Origin of the sequence: Priestia koreensis (genome assembly GCF_022646885.1) — a bacterium.
Lineage (GTDB): Bacteria > Bacillota > Bacilli > Bacillales > Bacillaceae_H > Bacillus_AG > Bacillus_AG koreensis_A.
Genome location: NZ_CP061868.1, coordinates 903,138 through 922,557, shown reverse-complemented (window position 1 = coordinate 922,557; position 19,420 = coordinate 903,138). Strand labels below are relative to the sequence as shown.

The window sequence follows — 19,420 nt, the reverse complement described above, 5'->3', positions numbered from 1 at the left end:
TTTCCATCAAAAAGTCTATTATAACGGTCATATTACCTACAATTTTAATAAACAATCATTTTCTACAATATTAAAAGTGAAATTACCATAGGTTTTTAATTGGTATTAATTACCTTAATTATACACTCCCAGCTATACCAAAAATGGTATTTCTTTTAACCTATAATTTATCCATTAAATGTAATTAACGAAATTTTTTTTATAATTCCTTGAATCCTTCACAAAGTTTCTTTAAAATTAAACCCATTATGAAAACGAGTTGAGGGTTAATAATGAAAAAAGTATTGCTATTGCTAATGATGATCGCCATCTTTTATTTTTCGCAAACGCCAGGCCTTCTCGTGTTAGATCCTAGCACATGGGTTCATAGCGGAGAGTTTCGTGACGGCGTAGATATCGCAAGTATTTTAAAACCAGGAGGCACGTTTTATTTGCCTTATCACCCTGGAATAGATGCAGAGTTTGTAACGAGAAAAATTGCGCATTTTAGTTTTTTTGGTCTTTTATCTCTTTTATTTTTATGGAACTTGAAAGGTCGCCTTCGCTATGTGCTTGCATGGTTGTTCACGGCTCTGTATGCGTTCACGGACGAAATTCATCAGGCGTTCACCGTAGGACGAGATGGTCGTATTTTAGATGTGATGGTTGATTCAGCAGGTGCACTGCTGTTTTTACTCATCGCAACAAGTATCCGCTATATAAGACGCACGTAAAAACCCTTGCCGAAAGTATCGGCAAGGGTTTTTATGGCTGTTTTTGCGCTACGCGCTTATCTGTATGAGGGTTGTGAATAATCGCGCTGCTTACTTTTTCTTTTGCGGCGTTCACATGTTTTTCAGGAGTTGCCTTTTGGAATTCATAAACCGCTACGGTCCCGGATATTTCATGTGTCGCAAACAGAAGCGGGTGCCCAGTCGGACTTTGTTTCGCTTCTACGAACTTTAAGCCTTCTGGTGAGACGTCTCCTTTTACGTTCTCAGAGAAGTCACGGCCTGTGATGAGCTGTGCAAACGTCGGTGCTTTTGGATTCGTAACGTCATACACCATGATCCCGCTTAGGCGCTCGAGTCCGATAAAAGCATACGTGCGGTCCCCGACTGTTCCGACCTGTACATTTTCCGGCTCTGGTCCTTTGGCGTTGCTACGATCGTCTACTGTCAGATTAGTACTATCAGCATTAAACACATCTGGAAGCAAATCCGCGGTTTTCCGTTCGAAGTCTCCCCCGCTGTCATACACCTGCTTCATCGTGTTGGCATCTAAAATGGAGAAGGAGCGGCCGCCGTTTGTATAGAGCGCTTCGTACGTCCCGTTTTTTTGACCGTCCTCTTTTGATACTTTCACGTCGCCTATTTCATCAAGGAGACCATTACCGATCATTTTATCGAGCTGTGATTGCGAGAACCCTTTGTAATTGGTCGCCTTGAGTCCAATCTTTTCTTTTAGGTCCTTAATCTTACTTTCTTCTGAGTATCCTTCGTAATCGCGCGTATCGCCTTCGTTTGCGGTCACAATGTACGATCGATCTCCAATCTGTGCAGCCTCAATTCCGTCCGGCTGATAAAGTCCGAGTAGCGGCATTGTTTCTGGATTTGCTTTTCCATCTTTCTTCACATCAAGCGCATTTTGCGGAAGCGAGTGATCCTTCGTTCCCATCGCGTAAATGTGATCGACGTTGTTCGTTTTCAGATTCAGCTTGGCGATCGCATTGTTTTCTTGCAGGCTCACGTAAGCCGTGTCGCCTTGAACGGTGATGTACTCCGGCTCAAGCTGCTGTGCAATGCTTCCCTTCGAGTTTAGTCGAACACCCTGATCTCTTGGGGCATCTTTTAGCGGTACGTCCGTTACTTCTGCCTCCATCGGGCCATGACTTAAATCAATGACCGACACCGATCCTTCTGGGTCTTTTGCATAATCATCGCTTGGTTCTCCTTCGTTTGCAACGAGCAGCTTACTGCCATCTTCATTGAAAGTCAGCATGTCAGGCTGTGCGCCGACGGTCACATCGGTTAAGAAGTGCCCCTGCTTATCAAGAAATACTACTTTTCCATTGTCCGTTTTCGGATCGCTGACAACGCTAACGGCGATAAAGTTAGCATGCGGATGTGTTGCGACGCTTGTTACGTCTTTTACGTGTTTGAGACCAAGATCTTTCATTTCAATTCGTTTTGAGGGAGATAGCGTTTTAGATTTGTTGGATGCTAATGTGGAAAAGTCGACAAGATCAAGCGCCTTCTTTGCGCCGTTCGTTACATACGCCTGCCCCATATACGGATCATATGCTAAAATTTCACTTCCACCGTCTCCTGATTCACTGTCATAGCGTGCGAGTTCATTTACCATAAGAGGTGCTCCCTCTGGATTTACGGTTACAGCGGCTTGAGTGGTAAGAGTTGGTGCGAGTAAAAAAGCGGTACTAACTACGGCTGCCATTGTCGTCTTCATCTGTCTCATGTTTAGCCTCCTAGTATTCTCGTCGTCTTGTGTTCACCTATATTGTAACGGCCGTTTGTAAATGTACTATTAAGCGGCAGTTAAGATCATATTGACTCTGTTAGTGTGTGCAAAATTTCCCAAAATACACAAAAAAAGTCGCCCGTTTTGGTACGACTGTTGAGTACGGCTATTCTGCTTTCCTTAGTCACACAACCCTAGAATTACGGCCAGAAATGATAAGCACCCATTATTCCTTCTACATGGTGTATTCCCGTTCACACCTACCATTAAATCCACATAAAAAAAGAACTTCTCAAAAAGAGAAGTTCTTTGTATGAGCTATCGCTTCAATTATTTTGTAACGTTAGCAGCTTGAGGTCCACGAGCTCCATCAACGATTTCGAAAGAAACTGTTTGACCTTCTTCTAAAGTTTTGTAACCTTCGCCTTGGATTGCAGAGAAATGAACGAATACGTCTTCTCTACCTTCAACTTCGATGAAACCGAAACCTTTTTCTGCGTTAAACCATTTTACTTTACCTTGTAACATGTTTGTTCCTCCTAGTGTGTTAGACACACAATTGTATTACTATTCTTGCTCTGCGAATCTTTCAAGACGATTTGTTGCATCAATCTTTAAAGCGAACAAAAATAATTAACTTCATATTAACAAGTAAAGCCTAAAAAAGCAAGGCTTTATCACGAAAAAGCATACAGTAACTAAAATGTTAAGACTATTTACCTCTTTTGGCTAATTTTTAATAAAATATCAAAAAAACCCTTAACTTAACAGGATACCGCCGCTACTTTCGATCGCTTCTTTCATTAATCCATACAGATGTTTGACGCACTTTGGCTGATCGATCAGACGATGAGAGGAAGGCAGCACGTCTTCAAAAATGCCGTTCAAATCTTGCGCTCGTTTCTTGTTCGCATTCTTTCCATTTCGTCCATAGGCACCCTGCCACTCAGCGATTTGCTGATGACAAACGTTCGCTTGCAGATACGTACGGAGCGCTTTCGAAAAGTGCATGCAAATGGCCGCGATCGCCTTTTCCCGTTTGTCATTTGTTAGGTCCTCATGTGACCATCCAGACGGCTGTGTAAAAAAGGAGCGGTAAAATGTCTCCGTAAGCGTCGTGAACATAAGAGCTTGAGGCTTCATCCCGCCATATTCATCTTCGCCAAGTTCGGCAAAACGTCGACAAAGCGCCTTCTCTCTCAAACCGTCCTGTGTCTCTAGTTTTTGGTAAAATGCATCACAGGCGTCTTTTACAATTAACGATAGCATCATGTTCGTATAAATCGGATGAACAGACGGCAGCTCATATTCCTCGATCGTATGAATCGTTCGTTCGTAGACTTCCTCTACGGAAAAATAAAGGCTGTTCCGGAGGATTTGACGCTCAGCCTGACTATACGCCGTCCAGCCTAGCTCCCGTTTCACATCGTTTAATACGATCTCTAACGCCTGTCCTGCATGACGTTTCCATTCCTCGCTCTCATCTCCATGCATACAAAGATGAAGCTTCTCTATCTGTCCCGTTGAAATAAGATAGCGAAGCGTCGGAAGCATATGATCATAAGAATCTCGTTTTGTTTCTTGAACCCAAACGAGTGTGTGACTTTGATCGATTCCCTTCATTGTATTTGTTGACAATACGCGATCGTTCTTTTCAGGACCGACAGTAAAAATCCCCTTCCTCCCACCAAACGATCCGCGAACGCGAATTCCTTCCACGAGAGGTGTTAAAAGCTTGCCACACTTGCTTTCGTCCTGACTTGTAAGGATGGATAAAATCCGAAGCGTAACGTTTGGATCTTTTGCTTGAAACCGCCAGCACTCAGGCCACTCTTCGCTTGTATACGTCCATCGCCCCTGTGGAAGAGAATGAAATCGTTTTTCCACTTCCTCCATTAGCGCATCAATTAGGAGCGTAAATTCGATCTCCCCTCGCCACGTCTCTTCAAATGCTAATAGAACGTCATCGGTTGGATATGTAAATTGTTTTTCCGTAAAATCATGTGTTTCCATTAAGCGTTCTCGCACTTGTAGCGCCTGTGAACGAATGATCTCGATATACTCCTGAACGTGTTCGTTTACCGAAACGTTTGGCTGCGTCGCGGTAAAGCGCGTCACGTAAAAAGCAGGTGTGGTGCCAATGAGCTGTCGAAGCGCAAATGGCTCATGCTCATGCTGTAAAAAGTGGCGAGCAAGCTCATGATCTCCTCCGTCACATGCATAGGAAATGGCGGCCTTTATGACGCACTCTTCCATGTAAGCCTTTGTCTTCTCAAACGGCAAAAACGTCACAACCGCCTCGTACGTTGGACTGTCACAAGCAATCCACTCGAGCTCATAGTGCGGAGCATGAATCGCATTGGATTGTAAAAAAGGCTCGTCCGCTAGTCCGAGCAGCTGCCTTAACCCCTCATACCGTTCGTGTCCCCCCGTAAAACGAATCTGATTATAGTCCTCTTCACGGCGTGGATATGGTAATTCACGCTCACGCACGGCTTTTAAGTCTGTCATCTGCATGGGCTCTAAGTCCTCATAAAAAGCGGCAATGACCCGCTCATCATATAACGAGCGCGCCCGACTCTTCGCATGAATGGACCACAGCGTATTATCTAACAGCAGCTCATTCATTTGCTTCACAAGCAAATCCGCTTCCTGATCATCAGTCGTGCCGAGACCTCTTCTTACTTTTAACCCAACCTTTCCTGTAGCATCCTTTCGAAGCGGATGACGAAACGTTACGTACCATCCCTTTCGATTTTGTGAACGACTCTTACTTGCTCGGTAGACGTCCATTGATGATCTCCCCCATCTCTATCATTTATAAGCAACCTCTTTCTCCTTTTACTATATTCATAGAGATAGGGATTATGTCTCAGTTTGCAACAACGAAGCAAGCAAAAGAAGGAGTTTGTTATAAAATAGGAGAACTGTATAGTCGAGGTGAGAAAAGATGCTTACAAAGATCATTAATTGCAGCGTACCAGACAGTAAAAAAGACCATTTTTCTTATACCCAGCAGCATTGGTCCGCTCTTGCACATGTGAATGGGTTTATTGGGCAGCTAGGTGGTTGGAATATCGATCGTCCAAATGAGGCTTGCATTATTGGCGTATGGGATGATCATGACTCCTATACTGATTTTATGAAGCACACTCATGATTCTCTTTTTTATCAAAGCGGACAAAAGCAAACGTACGATTCCTTACAAGTCAGTATTTCAGAGCAATCCTATCTAGCACCACGAGTTTATCGCTATTTTAGAAGCAGTGCGATGGAAACGACATACATGGTGAAAACGACTCTTGATCTTCATTCTTACGAAGACGATGTTATTACGGACCTTCTCAAAGAGGTCATTCATCCCGATTATCGTTGCTTAACGAATATCGTTACACGTCTTGACGGTAACAGCGTAAGCATTTTTACGCTATACGGAGTGGCATGTCCCCCAAAAACAAATCAAAGCATTACACATCAACACGTGCGTCGCGCTGAACAACAGCACTACCGTCTAGAAAAAAAATGGCTCGTTCTCGCACATTCAGGATCTTAATTCGTTTCGCTACGCTTCCAAACAGGGTATAATGACCTATATAACCAATCACCTATAATTCCATTGGCTATTTTTATAAGCAAATTGACCGAAAAAGCATGCAATTATTTCATATTTTTATTGCCAAACATGGAATTTCATTGTATATACAAAAGAGGTCTATGATTTTTGGAGGAACATAATGAAACAATTCCTGATGCTGTTTCTAGTAGCGATTGTGCTAGTCGGATGCAGCTCTAGACATGAAAAACTAGATTTTGATCGCGTGCATGAAGCGCTCAAACAAGCAGATTATAACGAGGCTATGACTTTATTACTAGAAGAAAAAAATGAACGAGACACTGATAAAATCGACTATTACATTAATAGCGTGCAAACCATACAACGACTTCTGAATATGTACGAAGAAAATGACTGGGATCAGTTCATACCCGAAGCAGCCGCTTATTTGGAGAATGATAAAAATCCCTTTCATAAAGATGTCGCACAACATGTGGAAGAAAAATTGAAGAAGGCACAAAGCTTTCAAAGAGACTATACTTATATCCAGGCTCAAATTCAAACCGCTGAACAAATGGCGAAGGAAAAAAAGTACAACGCAGCAATTGCAGTGCTAAAGAATACGAACAACATGACATCACTTAACCTTCGCATTTTACATAGCTTGCAAAAAGCCAACGCGTTAGAAAGTAAATATATTCTCATTTTACAAACACCGTAAGTAAAAAAGCCACCTTCAAAAGAAGATGGCTTTTCTTATACCGTCGTAACCTTCACCTGCTGATGTTCATCCACCGTAATCACCACGTCCGCCATTTCAACGAACAAACCGTTTTCAACAACGCCTGGAATCATGTTCAGCGTACGTTCTAATTCAGCTGGGCGATCGATTTGTGGGAACGGGCAATCTAAAATGTAGTTTCCGTTATCTGAGATGAACGCTTCTCCTGCTGCATTCAGCCGAAGAACGGGTTCACAGCCTAGCTTTGCAATATGACGAGCCGTCATTTCGAATCCAAATGGAACGACTTCGACCGGAAGAGAAAACTTCCCAAGCGTTTGCACATTTTTCTTCGCATCGGCTACCACAACGAACATTTTGGAAGCGCGTGCAATGATTTTCTCGCGTAAAAGCGCACCGCCTCCACCTTTAATCAGCGCTGCTTGACCATCCACTTCATCTGCTCCATCAATCGCAACGTCAATGTGCTCAACGTCTTTTAGCTCTACGAGTGGAATGTTTAACTCTTTTGCTAACATCGCTGTTTGCACAGATGTTGGAATACCTTTAATTTGAAGACCTTCTTGCACAAGCTTTCCGAGCTTTAAAATGGTATAGTAAACGGTCGATCCCGTGCCGAGCCCAACGATCATACCATCCTTCACATACTCCACCGCTTTTTCTCCTACAAGCTGCTTCTCATTCATATGATCACCTATTTTCTACAAACTTTTCTTCTATCTCTCTGCCATCTATTGTACACTCTCTTTCTATCCCTTGTCAGCAGAAGGCGCTGATAAATCTCTTGATGTTTTAAAATGGTTGTTTGTTGTCTGGAGATTTCTACGTCACCCTTACGTTTTAATTCATTTACTAGTATTCAAAAAAAGACTTCTTTCATTATTCCACAAAAAATTATATAGTAAAATATTCCTGGATATTTTATACTACTTAAGTTACATAACTTACAAACAAGGGGGATCATCATGAAAAAATGGTTAACTGCATGCATAGTAATGTTCATGCTTATTGGCATTTCATCACCTGCATTAACACAAGCAAAAGTAATGTGGGGAAATCAAGAAGTGGTAAAAGGACAAATTGGGAAAGCAACGGTCGTAAAAGCAACTGATTTGTTCAAGAAACAAGGAAATGGAAAATACGTAAAAGTACGTACACTAAAAGCCGGCGAAGCGGTGCGCGTCTTTTCATCAACGAGTACGATGTATTATGTCGGAAGTTCACAATACGTGAAAAAAAGTGCAAACGTAAAGTATCAAGTGCTTCCTGCTTCCGTTAAACAGCAGTTCGGTGTAACCGTAACGAAGAAAAGCTATAAAGGTATGACCTATCCGCAAGTGCAGGGTCTTGCAAGCAAACAAGCTGAGGCACGCGTTAATCGCACGTTGCTTATGCATGCACAGCGCTCCTACAATGCAAGTGTTCAATTAAAAAAGCAAGAAGTAGAAGATAAAAAGGATTGGGGAAATGACCCTTACTGGTTTCCTTATAGCTACTACCAAACGTATGAACTAAAGTATAACGCAGAAAATAAGCTAAGTGTCATTATGTATGACGGCACCTATATGGGTGGCGCTCACGGTATAGAATGGGCAACAGGTTACAATTTTGATCTAAATACAGGAAATCGTTACAGTCTTACGGGCGTGTTGAAAAATCATACGTATGATGCCGAGGACTATATCTACAACAAGCTTGTATACGACGACAATTACTTCGTTGAAGACAGGGACGATATTACAGTCAACAATGATAACGCCTTTTACTTCCAAAATAATGGCGTTGCGATTATGTTCACCGAATATGAAATTGGACCTTATTCAATGGGAATGCCAGCCATTTTTGTTCCAAGTACTGTTTACAACTATTAATTCATACAAAAGCTGCGAGGAACAATCCCTCACAGCTTTTCTTATTGTAGCGGTTCTCCGTGACGATAGTTCAAGAGCTTTGCCACGCTGAACATTTTCCCTTGTTTTTTCGCCGTTTCCTTAGATGTTACGGGAACCACACCAAATGTAAGCGTATCTGTCCCGATTCTCTCTTTTTTCTCGCTGTCGTATACGAGAACATTAAACGTCACGACATAAGGATACTGTAACTTGTGCCCTTCTTTGGATTGTTCTAACTCAACCACGTCATAGCGTTGTTCTTTCCAATCATACTGAAGCTTCACAGTGTCCCGTTTATAAAAATCTACGACGGCATCCTGGAGCTCATCTTGAAACTGATCGACTATCATATGGTCGATCGCTTTCTCCATTCCTTTGACATCGTAGGATGACGTTTCCTTTGCCGAGACGGGATGAGTCCACATCAAGAAAGACAACCCACACAAAACGAGTAACTTCTTCATTCCTTCATCTCCTTTTTGCCTAGTATCTTGAAAAAGCACCCATCCTATTCCATTTTCACTTTTTCGCGCCCTGCGTTCCTTTTTAAACTTCCACATTCTCTTATCCGTTTTGTTATGATCTCCCTCTATCGATATAGTTAGATTTTTAATTTTTTTCGTAAAAACACTTCCGTATCAAGGGTTTTCTCCATTTCCTTTAGCTATTTACTACAGTAAAATCGTCCACATTTTTTCTTCTTTACCTTATAATGAGAGAAAGAGAAAGGTTTTAGGGTTATCACAAGGAGGTTACTGATTATGAAAAAAGTATTAGCAGGAACGGTCGCAGCATCATTATTATTAGGATTTGGTGCAGCATCTACATCACATGCATCCACGATGACACAGCCAAAAGCAGTACAAAGCCTAGATCCCATTAAAGGACAAATCGGTACATTAACGGTCAAAACCGACACGCAAATGTGGAAAAAGGAAAAGGACGGCTCGTTAACAAAAGCGCGCATGCTAAAAGCAGGTGAAGAAGTTCGCGTATTCTCCATGATCGATGACATGTATTATGTGGGAAGTTATCAATATGTGAAGCCAGGAACTTCCGTTACGTACAGCGCAGTACCACAGCAAGAGCCTGTTAAAGTCGTGAAGAAGATGTACAAAAACAAAATTTCATATCCTCAAGTAACGGGAATGGTGAACACACAAGCACAAGCTCGAATTAACCGCGTCCTCTCCATGCATGCAGAGCGTTCGTACAATGCATCTGTATCACTGAAAAAAGAAGAATCGAAAGCGAAGAAAGATTACGATGGAAGCTACCCGTGGTACGCTTGGGAGTATTATAATTCCTATGAAATCAAGTTTAATATGCAAGGCAAGCTAAGCGTGATGATGAATGACGGTGAGTATACTGGCGGTGCACACGGAATCTATTGGCTAAAATCCTATAACTTCGACACAAATACCGGTGAACGCTACAGCTTAGGTACAGTGATCAACCATAAAAATAGTGCGGTACAGCAATATGCCTTTAACTACATGATGAACCAAAACGGCATGTTTGACGTCGAAAAACTCTCAGACGTTAAAATTGATGAATCTCGCCCGTTCTACTTCCAAACGCGCGGCATCGGCATCATGTTCCAACCATATGAAGTCGGTCCATACGCAGCAGGCACACCAGCAATCTTTATTCCTCATACGTTATATACGAAATAAGTAACGCTATTAATAGAATGTTAAAAACAAAGGCCAAACCTGCTTAGGTTTGGCCTTTGTTTGTTTCTTCTAATTGGAACGTAAAGGTTGTCCCAAGTGGATCAGAACGAAGGAAATATTTTACGTTTAGCAACTGCGTAATATCAGCAATAATTTTCAGTCCCAGCCCTTTATGATCATTCGTACAATCAAATCCTACTCCGTTATCTTCAATCGTAACAACAAAATTTTGAACCGAAATCGTCGTTTTCGTTGCCTCCGCGTGTTTTAAAATATTTTGAAGAACATTATCTAAAATGCGCTGAAACAAAAGCTGATTTCCCATCCAGCTAAACGGCTTTCCGTCACTTTTATATAAAAGCTCCATCTTACTTTGATGAAAGAGATAATTCCATTTACTGATTGTATTTTGAAGCACTAACTCCACGTCTACGTCTTCTTTTACTACATACTCTAGTGTGTTAACAGACATCATGCTTAGATCATCTGTTAAACGTGCCATATGCTCGATTTGCTGATTCATAGCGTGAATAATCTCCTGCTTTGAATGTTCTTCCGCCTCTTCTAAATAAAAAAGTTGTAGCTTCATAGTTGTTAAAGGCGTATTAAAATCATGTCGAAGTTTACGAATCATTTCTTTCCGAATGTTCATTTCTTGCTCTAATGCTAGTTCCCTCCAAGAGGTGCGCTCGATTAATGCATTCACTGAATGTACTAAGCTTCCTAGTTCGTCCTCTCTCTCAACGGTCACTTTTTCTGGGACTTGCTTATTGCCTGCTAGTTCCCGGATCGTTTGATCAAGCAAACCAATCTTTATTAGTAAGGAATGAATAGACCGCGAGAAAAGAAAAATGAGTGAAACAAGCGCTAGCATAAATAAGACAATCATTCCAGGATAAGCGAACGATTCATGAAAGGGTACGCTCGAACTTTTCCCCTCATAAACAAGACGATAGATGCCTAGCATCACAAAGTTTGCAAGAAGTAAAGACAGAGGAACACTGATCATTACGATTAAAAGCATGAACTGATATTTATGTTTGAGCTTCATGTTCGAATCCTCGAATTTAGTCGGTATCCTTCTCCGTAAATCGTTTGAATGATTTGTCCGTTTTCATCTCTAATCTTCGTTCGCAGTTTTTTCATATGCACATTTAAGATGCTAGGGTTGCGATCTTCTAGCGGCCATATGTATTCGAAAAAGTGTTCCTTCGTTAAAATACAGTCTCGATTTTCATACAAATAGAAAAAAATCTTTCGTTCCGTTGGCGTTAAAAAAATTTCAAGACCGTCTTCATTAAATAGTTGCTGACGATCACAACTTATTTTCAAATGCTGAATTATGAGAACCTCTCCGTAAGCATGATGTAACAGTTTCTCCATTCTCACCAGTAGTTCTCTAGGATCAAAAGGCTTTGCAAGATAGTCTTCACCTATCTCAAGCCCTTTTAATTTACTTTCAATATCACTTCTCGCAGTTAAAAAAATAATGGGAATCTGATGGCTCACTTGCTTAATTTTCTTTGATAATTGATACCCGTCTTCTAGCGGTAGCATTACATCCATAATGACAAGATCTACCTTAGACACATGACCACTAATATCCGCTCCGTCTTGTGACCATCGTACGTTATATCCTTTTGCTGCTAAAATACCTTTTAATAATTGACCAATTTGCAGATCGTCTTCTACGAGTAATATTTGATAGCCTCCCATAATCAACGTCCTTTACTTACGTCCTCATTTATAAATGCAATCGCTTCCTTATAAATGAGTGACGGTTTATATAAATAGATTGCATGTTTTCCTTTCACTCGCTCTACTTTTGCGTTCCGAAGTTTCTTCGCATACCGTTGATAGTCCGCTTCTTTTTTCTTTGTGACTTTATTCTCTTTCGTGTACGCAGAAAAAAAGAGAATAGGTGTCTCAGTTGGAGGTGGTAGAGAGACAGATTTTTTTGCATTCATCTCCGTTTTTAAGAGCTCCTGCTTGATATCGTTGTTGAAAGCTTGCTTATATGAAATCGCCTTAAATCGTTCTTTTTCTTTATCGGTTAGGAAATGCTGTTTGATCACCTCTGGATCATAGGTAGCACTTGGAAACAGTCGTTGAAGCCCTAGTTTCGTCAGTCCATTCATGAACGCAATTTGAAGTCGCTGAGCCTTCTTCATTTTATATGTTGCATATTGTTCGGGCAATCCAATATCTAACGCAATAATTGCTTGAACTTCATTAGGATATTTTTGTGCCCAGTAGATCGCTTCCAATCCAGAGATCGAATGCGGGACAAGAACGTAAGGAGGCTTTATTCCGGACTTTCTAAGGGCTTTCCTTGATTGCTCAAGAATCTGATCTAAATCACGCCTATCCTCAAAAATACTACTGTATCCGTAACCTGCCCTCTCTACTACCGCTATTTTATTATCTTTTGAGAAACGTTGATACAACCCTCTTAATTCCCATATCGGAGCTGCGATTCCTGATCCTGACATAAATACAAAGGTTTTTTCACCTTTTCCTTCGGTATACACATTCAAATGTTTCTTGCCGAAGGAAACCTTATTTCCTACTTCCTCTAGCAGTTCTCGCTCCCTATAAAGCTGGTAGGTGTGATAAGAAAAGATCACGAGTGGAATAAACAATACCACTAACAGACTAATGACAATAATTTTTCTCCATAACTTCACGGTTATCCCCTCTTTCTTAGATAGAAGTATGACGAAAGATTCTTAACTTCCTATTAACTTTTCTACACAAAAAAACAAGCCCTCGTCACCGACGAAGGCTTGTTTTTAATACTTCTCTACCGTAGCTCCTAGCACGGATGCTCGAATATAAGGCTTATTTTGATAGCGCTTGAGATCCTGAGGCGATCCGCTAATAATGACGCCAATGACGCGCAAATCACGAGGAGAGTGTACTTCTTTCTCTTTTAGTGACTTTAAAATAGGCGCAACTTTCTTCGCATAAGGCTCCTGGTCTTTTAATGCGTGAAGTGAGCTCATAAATAAATCAGGTCCGTAATCGGCGCTTTGAAAACCATACACGCTAGAGGCGGTGTACACCTCTCGTGGCTCCGTCTGTGCGTTTCGGTCCTTTAGCTCACGCCTCGAATAGGAATCTACCCACATCCAATCAAGATGATCAGATAAAATCATATTTCGAACTTGTTTGACGGTGTACGGCTTATCAAAGGATAAGGAAAACTCCGCATTTAAATTGGGGTCCATTTTGTCTAACTCGTCCAAATCTTGCGGAACGGATCGGTAATAAATGCTGGGATGGTAAAAAACGAGCGCGCGTTCCCCCGTTTTTTCATCGTAATAATCCCATTTTTTTTCGGAATCATTGTATGATCCCGTCTCTCCCCATAGCGGGTCAATCGTTTTTGCCTTTCCAAAAGGACCGTACTCACGCGTAACCGTGTCCCATGGAATAGGTCGATTGTTAATTTCTTTTATAAAGGTCGTTGTTTCGGTAACCAAAAAAATATGGTTGTGGTGAACCGTGCGCTTTTCTTCAATATTCGGTGATGCGATGTGATACCAGCTTGTGCGGTAACGATTTTCTTTTTTTATTCGCTCTTTTAATAACAAATTACTTGTTAATAGGAACAAAACAATCAGAACAGTCGATACAATCGCCGCGATGATGATCGTTCGAAAGATAGTCTTTCGCTGCGCACGTTTCACCACTTGTTGAAATCGGCCATTGCCAGGTGACCCCTGAGAATGATGGTCCTCAAACATCCTGATTTGTCCTCCAATACTCTTGAATAAACTTTTTGCGTGCTCTGTGGACAGTTGTCTTCACAGTGCCTACATTAACATCCAACTCATCAGATATCTCTTTATATTTTAACTCACGACCGTACTTCATGACCAATAAATCGCGATATTGTGGCTTTAATTTATTTAAAACCTTTTTAATGAGGGATTGTTTCTCTTTATTCAACAGTACATCTTCAGGTAAAGTTGTTTCATATCCGTCTTCCATTTGAAAGGATTGAACGATTTTTTGCTTACGCTGCTTTCGTCTCGCCATATCGTAATAATGGTTCACCGCCACGCGGAACAACCAGCTTTTCACTTTGTCTGCTTCAACCGAATCAATGTTGACTAAATATTTATACAATGTCTCCTGCGCCACATCCTGTGCATCTTCTGGATTTGCACCAATTTTTATTAAGTGCTTTTGAACAATATCCATATACGCATGGAGCTCCTCCTGAAACCCATCCATTTTTCATGTCCTCCTTTCCTCTTCATTTGTTTCTCTACTATTTGTTTTCATTATTAATGGTTTATACTTATCTGTCTTAGAATTCTTGTCTATACGTACTCTGCCTCCAAAGAGGTCTTCACCTGCTTACATATGGCTAAGATGAAGAAACAGTGCTCTTCTATCCCCTCCGTCATGCTATGTTTCAGACCGTTTAAAAACGGTCAAATTCACTCATTTTTCTTGAGTTGCCTCTATCATAGCAAATTTTTTGGGGGTAGAATTAAAAATGTGAAATTATGGTGTAACCTTTTTTATTTTTAGGGATAAATACCTATAAAAGACGATAAAACATCTTAAACAATAGGGAATGTTTGGCTTTACAACAGTATAAAAATACCTATTTTTCTTAAAAATCCATACCTTATTTAATGTCTCCTTGTATCCGTTTTTGTGAAGCATATCACACTGTTTTTACTATCTCTTTGCCCCTAATTACGTTATAATAAAGCTAGAAAACTATTATGACGTTAGGAGACGATTAAGATGAATTTAGGATTTGGAGAAATTGCTTTAATTGTCTTTGTAGCACTTTTATTGTTCGGTCCAAAAAAATTGCCTGAACTAGGTAAAGCAGCTGGTAAAACACTTCGTGAATTTAAAGATGCGACAAGAGGCATCATGGATGACGACAAACAACCAGAAAAAACAGACAAACTAGAAAAAAAAGACGTATAAGTACTTCTTGCATGGCGAACGGTCTTTCCGCGTCATGCTTTTTTTATGCTCATACGTTCTCTATTTACCTTTCATTCTCATCTCAAACTTCTTAATAATCATTCCAACCTGTCACAAAATCGATATCGTTCCTTAACAATTTTTAAACAGTCCTTCACAGAACGTTCACATTTTTCCTCTACCCTTAGAGATAATAAAAGTTGAAGGGAGCTTATACACAATGAAAAAAAGCTGGAAGAAAAAAATGATTCCATTTGCCGCTTTATCTACCTTAGCCGTTGGTGCCATGATCGGAACGGGTCTATTTGATCGATCTGATGCCGCCGAACAAAAGCCTACCTATCAAACTCAAAATGAGCTTCAAAAGGAAGCCATGAAAGAAATTAAAAAGAAGCATCCTGAAATTAAAAACGTGATCTTTATGATCGGAGATGGAATGGGCCCTTCTTATATGGCCGCTCATCGTTATATGAAAGATAATCCAAATACCCCTCAAAAAGAGCTAACAGAATTTGATAAGCACTTTGTTGGGATGCAAACGACATACTCTGATGATGACCACGAGAACATTACCGACTCTGCAGCTGCTGCAACCGCTATGTCAGGTGGCAAAAAAACGTACAACAACGCAATTGCGGTTGATAAACAAAAGCACGAAATCAAAACCGTTCTCGAGCAAGCAAAAGAAAACGGCATGTCAACCGGATTAGTTGCAACATCAGAAATTACGCACGCAACTCCTGCTTCATTCGGTGCTCATGATGAAAGCCGAAAAAACATGGATCAACTTGCTGATGATTACTATAACGAGATGATTAATGGAAAGCATAAAATCGACGTGATGCTCGGTGGCGGTAAAGGCAACTTTGTCCGTAAAGACGTTGATTTAACGAAGAAGTTCCAAAAAGATGGATTCCGTTACGTCACATCAAAGGATGAGCTTCTAAAAAGCAAGGACAAGCAGGTGCTTGGTCTGTTTGCAGACGGCGGATTACCGAATATGATTGATCGTCCAAACGAAACGCCTTCGTTAAAAGACATGACAACCTCAGCCATTGATCGATTAAAATCCAATAAAGACGGATTCTTCTTAATGGTAGAAGGAAGTCAAATCGACTGGGCAGGCCATGATAACGACGTGGTGGGCGCGATGAGCGAAATGGAAGACTTCGAGCGTGCTTATAAAGCAGCCATTGACTTTGCGAAAAAAGACAAGCATACCCTTGTTGTTGCGACGGCTGATCACTCTACAGGTGGCTTCTCAATCGGCGCAAATGATGAAAAAGGAACAGGAATTTACAACTGGGATACGGCCCCAATTAAAGCAGCAAAACGAACGCCAAATTACATGGCAGATCAAATCGTAAAAGGGGCTTCTGTTGACGAAACGTTAGCTCAGTACCTTGACTTAAAATTGACGCCTGAAGAGCTTCAATCCGTAAAGGATGCCGCTGCATCTAAAAATGCGGTGAAGATCGATGACGCAATCGAAAAAATTATTAACATGCGCTCTCACACTGGCTGGACAACGTCTGGTCATACAGGTGAAGAGGTTGGCGTGTATGCGTATGGCCCAGGAAAAGAAATGTTCTCTGGTCTTATCGATAACACGCAGCAAGCCGAAAATATTTTTCACATTCTCGATATGAAGAAAAAGCACCGCTAACAAACGAAAGTCAGAAGGAATGATTCCTTCTGACTTTTTTTATGCTTCTAACAGCTCTTTTCCGATGTAAGAGCCTTTTTTAATTCCTTTTGGACAAGCAAACATCGCGCTTCCGATGTGCTTTGTGTATTCATTCAGCTTGTCCTGTTTGGAAAGCATGAGGAGCATCGGCAAAAACTGCTGTGTCGGATTTTTTTGATAGGCAATGAACATCAGTCCTGCATCTACATAGCCTGTTTTTGTATCTACACCGTCTGTATAGGAATACGCTCGGCGATAAATTTGCTGTCCTGATCCTTTCGCAATCGCCGTATGAGACGTTTTCGGAAGCTGGCTCAGGTTCACCTTATCATGCTCTTTCGCTTTTCCGTAAGGCGCCCCGCTATCCTTTTTACGTCCAAACGTATCTTCCTGATCTTTTAACGAAGATCGATCCCATACTTCAAGAAACATCTTGATCTTTCGGCACGCCATGTAGGAGCCCCCCTGCATCCAATCAGGCTCGCCTTGATTTGCCCAAATGATTTGATCATGTGCACGTGTGTTGGTCGAAGCGGCATTGGCGGTTCCGTCTTTAAAACCAAACAAGTTACGAGGCGTCATGCCGTCCTTGCCACTAATAAATCCAGACTGCATCCACTTAAGCTCGGCTTTTCCAACGCTTGATTTAATAAAATTACGAATCGCATGAAACGCCACCTGTTGGTCATCCGCACACACTTGAATACATACATCTCCCCCAATGAAAGGCTCTTGTAGATCATCACGGGGCATTGGTGGAATATCTTGCAGGTGTTTTGGCTTTTTCGATGCAACTCCAAAACGATCTTTTCCGTTTTTCTCAAAAAACGTCGGGCCAAATCCAAACGTCATCGTTAAGCGTGCCGCTGATAAATCGACTGCTTCGCCTGTATCACTCGGTGGAAGCCAGTCGTTTCCGTACGTTTCGTTTACAGACCCTTCACTCATCGCAGCCGCCATTTCGGTCCACTTTTTAAAGAGGGAAATGACCGCTTTTTTATCATCTGTTAACAGTGTAAAAGACGCTAAATACAAATACGTTTGCTGTGGAGTGATAATGCCTGCCTGATGCTTCCCGTAAAAGGAGATGGCATCGTCGTCTTCATGCGGTTCTGCCGTTGCCTTTTTGGAACCTAGTCCGCCCATTGCCGCGACAGCTCCGCCAATTCCACTTGCGCTTACTGCTACACCTGCTCCGGTCAGAAGAGACATTTTCAGCATATCTCGTCGGCTATATTTTTTTGATTCCTCTGACTCCTTCATGTCTATATCCTCCTTACTTGATCCGTTCACTTACTGAAAAATTTCAGCTGTTTGTGCCATTGATTCTGATAATGAGCTCAGCTGCTGACTTAGTTCACGTACTTGCTCTTTTGATAACGTTGTGTAAGCTACGTAAGAATCACCTTGCTTATACTTTGTTAATGTTTCTGTTAGCTGATTGAACTCGGTATCAAGCTGATTTGATAGATCAGGATTTTTATCTGTTAGTGCTGGTAAAATCGCATGATAAATCGCCTGTGATCCTTCAACGTTTGCCGCTAGGTCTACTAAGTCAATATGTGAATAGCGCTCTTCCTCACCTGTCACTTTCGAAATTGCCGCTTCGTTTAGTAATTCCATTGAACCTGCCACTACTTGTGTTGACGTAAGCTTAACGTTTTTAATCTCACCTTGAAGTTCCGCAACATCTTTGTCTAACTGATCGGCATAAGTCGCCATTCCTTCTAGTGATCCGTCCTTCCAAAGCGCTTTTTCAATACGATGGAAGCCGCTCCATTCGTCTGCTGATACGTCATTTTCACGGGCGTCAATTTTCGGATCTAAATCTCCGAAGCTTTCAGCAATCGGCTCAATGCGCTCATAGTACACACGCGCTTGTCCGTAAGCGAATTTTGCCTTTTCAGCATCATTTGCACGAACCGCATCTGTAAAGGCAGTCGTCGTTTTTACGAGCTCTTCCGTTTGTTCTTCTACGTATGTTTTATAATCCGCCACTGCTTTATCTAATGCTTCAGACGTTTTCGCGGCTGCTTTTTTGGCGTTTGCTAATTGATCTAGTGAACGTCCTGCTTGAACCCCGATCTCTTGAATCTTATCTAAATCGACTTTTTCTTTTGTCACTTCGTTGTATAGAGGCTGCAAATATTTCTCCGCGTCTGTATATAATAGGGGATACTTTTCACGAATCTCTGTTTCATAGGAAAGCCACTGATCGTTTAGCTTCTTTCCTTGTGCAACGACCTTTTCTTCGTCCTTTTTATCTAAACCGGCTTGAAGCGCAGCTAACGTTTTTTGCATGCTTTTCACGTTTTCCTTCATGCTTCCGTCCTTCTGAGAGCTTTCTGCTTTTGTCGGCTCAGACGCTTTGTCCGCTCCGCAAGCACTTAAAGCCGGAACAGTAAATAGGGATAAAGTTAGGGCTGTATAAACAAATTTTTTACGAACACTCAT

19 protein-coding genes are annotated in these 19,420 nt (G+C 41.4%); 7 read left to right on the top strand and 12 right to left on the bottom strand.

What is annotated here, in order from left to right; translation table 11 throughout:
- The first annotated feature begins 272 nt into the window (after positions 1-272).
- A complete protein-coding gene (locus IE339_RS04565; protein ID WP_242173953.1) occupies positions 273-713 on the top strand; it encodes a VanZ family protein in 441 nt (146 codons plus the stop codon).
- A gap of 31 nt (positions 714-744) precedes the next feature.
- Here the strand turns inward: IE339_RS04565 and IE339_RS04560 are convergent, their stop codons facing one another.
- The 3 genes from IE339_RS04560 to IE339_RS04550 form a co-directional block, all read right to left on the bottom strand.
- On the bottom strand, positions 745-2,454 hold the full coding sequence (locus tag IE339_RS04560; protein ID WP_242173951.1) for a choice-of-anchor I family protein: 1,710 nt from the start codon (positions 2,452-2,454) through the stop codon (positions 745-747).
- Between the two features lie 333 nt (positions 2,455-2,787).
- On the bottom strand, positions 2,788-2,985 hold the full coding sequence (locus IE339_RS04555; RefSeq protein WP_053399568.1) for a cold-shock protein: 198 nt from the start codon (positions 2,983-2,985) through the stop codon (positions 2,788-2,790).
- Between the two features lie 231 nt (positions 2,986-3,216).
- Entirely contained in the window at positions 3,217-5,250 is a 2,034-nt protein-coding gene (locus tag IE339_RS04550) for a hypothetical protein (protein WP_242173949.1), read from the bottom strand.
- A gap of 157 nt (positions 5,251-5,407) precedes the next feature.
- Between IE339_RS04550 and IE339_RS04545 the strand changes: the two genes are divergently transcribed.
- Positions 5,408-6,010, top strand: coding sequence for a YdbC family protein (locus IE339_RS04545; RefSeq protein WP_242173946.1), 603 nt, complete (start codon positions 5,408-5,410; stop codon positions 6,008-6,010).
- A 181-nt stretch (positions 6,011-6,191) separates the two neighbouring features.
- Positions 6,192-6,731, top strand: coding sequence for a hypothetical protein (locus IE339_RS04540; RefSeq protein ID WP_242173943.1), 540 nt, complete (start codon positions 6,192-6,194; stop codon positions 6,729-6,731).
- A gap of 35 nt (positions 6,732-6,766) precedes the next feature.
- Here the strand turns inward: IE339_RS04540 and rpiA are convergent, their stop codons facing one another.
- Complete coding sequence (rpiA, locus tag IE339_RS04535; protein WP_242173940.1) at positions 6,767-7,438, bottom strand: ribose-5-phosphate isomerase RpiA; 672 nt, start codon at positions 7,436-7,438, stop codon at positions 6,767-6,769.
- A 279-nt stretch (positions 7,439-7,717) separates the two neighbouring features.
- Between rpiA and IE339_RS04530 the strand changes: the two genes are divergently transcribed.
- Positions 7,718-8,623, top strand: coding sequence for a DUF3298 and DUF4163 domain-containing protein (locus IE339_RS04530; RefSeq protein ID WP_242173939.1), 906 nt, complete (start codon positions 7,718-7,720; stop codon positions 8,621-8,623).
- A 41-nt stretch (positions 8,624-8,664) separates the two neighbouring features.
- Here the strand turns inward: IE339_RS04530 and IE339_RS04525 are convergent, their stop codons facing one another.
- Positions 8,665-9,108: a DUF3888 domain-containing protein gene (locus IE339_RS04525; protein WP_242173936.1), complete on the bottom strand. Its 444-nt coding sequence runs from the start codon at positions 9,106-9,108 to the stop codon at positions 8,665-8,667.
- Positions 9,109-9,405: 297 nt separating this feature from the next.
- On the opposite strand from IE339_RS04525, the gene IE339_RS04520 reads away from it, so the two are divergent.
- Positions 9,406-10,320, top strand: coding sequence for a DUF3298 and DUF4163 domain-containing protein (locus tag IE339_RS04520; protein WP_242173934.1), 915 nt, complete (start codon positions 9,406-9,408; stop codon positions 10,318-10,320).
- Between the two features lie 43 nt (positions 10,321-10,363).
- Here the strand turns inward: IE339_RS04520 and IE339_RS04515 are convergent, their stop codons facing one another.
- The 5 genes from IE339_RS04515 to IE339_RS04495 all read right to left on the bottom strand — a co-directional run bounded on the left by IE339_RS04515 (position 10,364) and on the right by IE339_RS04495 (position 14,562).
- Positions 10,364-11,371 carry a sensor histidine kinase gene (locus IE339_RS04515; RefSeq protein WP_242173932.1) on the bottom strand — a complete coding sequence of 336 codons (1,008 nt, stop codon included), beginning with the start codon at positions 11,369-11,371 and terminating at the stop codon, positions 10,364-10,366.
- Positions 11,368-12,036: a response regulator transcription factor gene (locus IE339_RS04510; RefSeq protein WP_242173929.1), complete on the bottom strand. Its 669-nt coding sequence runs from the start codon at positions 12,034-12,036 to the stop codon at positions 11,368-11,370. The genes IE339_RS04515 and IE339_RS04510 overlap by 4 nt, the downstream gene beginning before the upstream one ends.
- Before the next feature lie 2 nt (positions 12,037-12,038).
- Positions 12,039-13,007: an alpha/beta hydrolase gene (locus IE339_RS04505; protein WP_242173926.1), complete on the bottom strand. Its 969-nt coding sequence runs from the start codon at positions 13,005-13,007 to the stop codon at positions 12,039-12,041.
- Positions 13,008-13,112: 105 nt separating this feature from the next.
- Positions 13,113-14,069: an anti sigma factor C-terminal domain-containing protein gene (locus IE339_RS04500; RefSeq protein ID WP_242173923.1), complete on the bottom strand. Its 957-nt coding sequence runs from the start codon at positions 14,067-14,069 to the stop codon at positions 13,113-13,115.
- Positions 14,062-14,562, bottom strand: a complete 501-nt coding sequence (locus tag IE339_RS04495; RefSeq protein WP_242173920.1) for an RNA polymerase sigma factor — start codon at positions 14,560-14,562, stop codon at positions 14,062-14,064. Before IE339_RS04495 ends, IE339_RS04500 begins: the two co-directional genes overlap by 8 nt.
- Before the next feature lie 525 nt (positions 14,563-15,087).
- Here IE339_RS04495 and IE339_RS04490 point away from each other — a divergent pair.
- Together IE339_RS04490 and IE339_RS04485 are read left to right on the top strand one after the other, a co-directional pair.
- Positions 15,088-15,279: a twin-arginine translocase TatA/TatE family subunit gene (locus IE339_RS04490; RefSeq protein ID WP_053399558.1), complete on the top strand. Its 192-nt coding sequence runs from the start codon at positions 15,088-15,090 to the stop codon at positions 15,277-15,279.
- Between the two features lie 220 nt (positions 15,280-15,499).
- On the top strand, positions 15,500-16,945 hold the full coding sequence (locus IE339_RS04485) for an alkaline phosphatase (protein WP_242173917.1): 1,446 nt from the start codon (positions 15,500-15,502) through the stop codon (positions 16,943-16,945).
- A gap of 39 nt (positions 16,946-16,984) precedes the next feature.
- Here the strand turns inward: IE339_RS04485 and efeB are convergent, their stop codons facing one another.
- Entirely contained in the window at positions 16,985-18,229 is a 1,245-nt protein-coding gene (gene efeB / locus IE339_RS04480) for an iron uptake transporter deferrochelatase/peroxidase subunit (RefSeq protein ID WP_242173915.1), read from the bottom strand.
- A gap of 30 nt (positions 18,230-18,259) precedes the next feature.
- Positions 18,260-19,420 carry an iron uptake system protein EfeO gene (efeO, locus tag IE339_RS04475; protein WP_242173912.1) on the bottom strand — a complete coding sequence of 387 codons (1,161 nt, stop codon included), beginning with the start codon at positions 19,418-19,420 and terminating at the stop codon, positions 18,260-18,262.

Bases quoted from the DNA above. Each gene is read 5' to 3' on its own strand.
- IE339_RS04495 (WP_242173920.1), bottom strand. From the start codon at position 14,562: ATGGATGGGTTTCAGGAGGAGCTCCATGCGTATATGGATATTGTTCAA.
- IE339_RS04555 (WP_053399568.1), bottom strand. From the start codon at position 2,985: ATGTTACAAGGTAAAGTAAAATGGTTTAACGCAGAAAAAGGTTTCGGT.
- IE339_RS04525 (WP_242173936.1), bottom strand. From the start codon at position 9,108: ATGAAGAAGTTACTCGTTTTGTGTGGGTTGTCTTTCTTGATGTGGACT.
- IE339_RS04545 (WP_242173946.1), top strand. From the start codon at position 5,408: ATGCTTACAAAGATCATTAATTGCAGCGTACCAGACAGTAAAAAAGAC.
- IE339_RS04560 (WP_242173951.1), bottom strand. From the start codon at position 2,454: ATGAGACAGATGAAGACGACAATGGCAGCCGTAGTTAGTACCGCTTTT.
- efeO (WP_242173912.1), bottom strand. From the start codon at position 19,420: ATGAGTGTTCGTAAAAAATTTGTTTATACAGCCCTAACTTTATCCCTA.
- IE339_RS04490 (WP_053399558.1), top strand. From the start codon at position 15,088: ATGAATTTAGGATTTGGAGAAATTGCTTTAATTGTCTTTGTAGCACTT.
- IE339_RS04515 (WP_242173932.1), bottom strand. From the start codon at position 11,371: ATGAAGCTCAAACATAAATATCAGTTCATGCTTTTAATCGTAATGATC.
- IE339_RS04485 (WP_242173917.1), top strand. From the start codon at position 15,500: ATGAAAAAAAGCTGGAAGAAAAAAATGATTCCATTTGCCGCTTTATCT.
- IE339_RS04500 (WP_242173923.1), bottom strand. From the start codon at position 14,069: ATGTTTGAGGACCATCATTCTCAGGGGTCACCTGGCAATGGCCGATTT.
- IE339_RS04520 (WP_242173934.1), top strand. From the start codon at position 9,406: ATGAAAAAAGTATTAGCAGGAACGGTCGCAGCATCATTATTATTAGGA.
- efeB (WP_242173915.1), bottom strand. From the start codon at position 18,229: ATGAAGGAGTCAGAGGAATCAAAAAAATATAGCCGACGAGATATGCTG.
- rpiA (WP_242173940.1), bottom strand. From the start codon at position 7,438: ATGAATGAGAAGCAGCTTGTAGGAGAAAAAGCGGTGGAGTATGTGAAG.
- IE339_RS04550 (WP_242173949.1), bottom strand. From the start codon at position 5,250: ATGGACGTCTACCGAGCAAGTAAGAGTCGTTCACAAAATCGAAAGGGA.
- IE339_RS04540 (WP_242173943.1), top strand. From the start codon at position 6,192: ATGAAACAATTCCTGATGCTGTTTCTAGTAGCGATTGTGCTAGTCGGA.
- IE339_RS04530 (WP_242173939.1), top strand. From the start codon at position 7,718: ATGAAAAAATGGTTAACTGCATGCATAGTAATGTTCATGCTTATTGGC.
- IE339_RS04565 (WP_242173953.1), top strand. From the start codon at position 273: ATGAAAAAAGTATTGCTATTGCTAATGATGATCGCCATCTTTTATTTT.
- IE339_RS04510 (WP_242173929.1), bottom strand. From the start codon at position 12,036: ATGGGAGGCTATCAAATATTACTCGTAGAAGACGATCTGCAAATTGGT.